The sequence below is a fragment of the Aquabacterium sp. UBA2148 genome, from assembly GCF_002328915.1.
In the GTDB taxonomy this organism is placed as follows: domain Bacteria; phylum Pseudomonadota; class Gammaproteobacteria; order Burkholderiales; family Burkholderiaceae_C; genus Aquabacterium; species Aquabacterium parvum.
In genome coordinates this window covers 1,068-1,284 of record NZ_DCXA01000263.1, presented here as the reverse complement: position 1 = coordinate 1,284, position 217 = coordinate 1,068, and the positions used below count along the sequence as shown (strand labels likewise).

General features: G+C 70.5%; 1 protein-coding gene. It reads left to right on the top strand.

Going from position 1 to position 217, the window contains the following annotated elements; translation table 11 throughout:
* On the top strand, positions 1–217 hold a 217-nt coding region (locus B2W70_RS14715; protein WP_286746787.1), incomplete at both ends, for a DUF1989 domain-containing protein.

Sequence of the window (217 nt, the reverse complement as noted above, 5' to 3'; positions counted from 1 at the left end):
GCGCCAGTCAACCTGTTCAGCAAGGTGACGGTCGATGACGAGGGGCGCTTTGACTTCGCCACCGGCCACAGCCAGGCGGGTGACTTCGTCGAGCTGCGGCTGGACATGGACGTGGTGGTGGCCATCTCGACCGCGCCGCACCCGCTCAACCCCAGCGAGTCCTATGCGCCGCCGCAGGTCGGCGTGGTGGCCTGGCACAGCGGCCCGGCCACGGCCG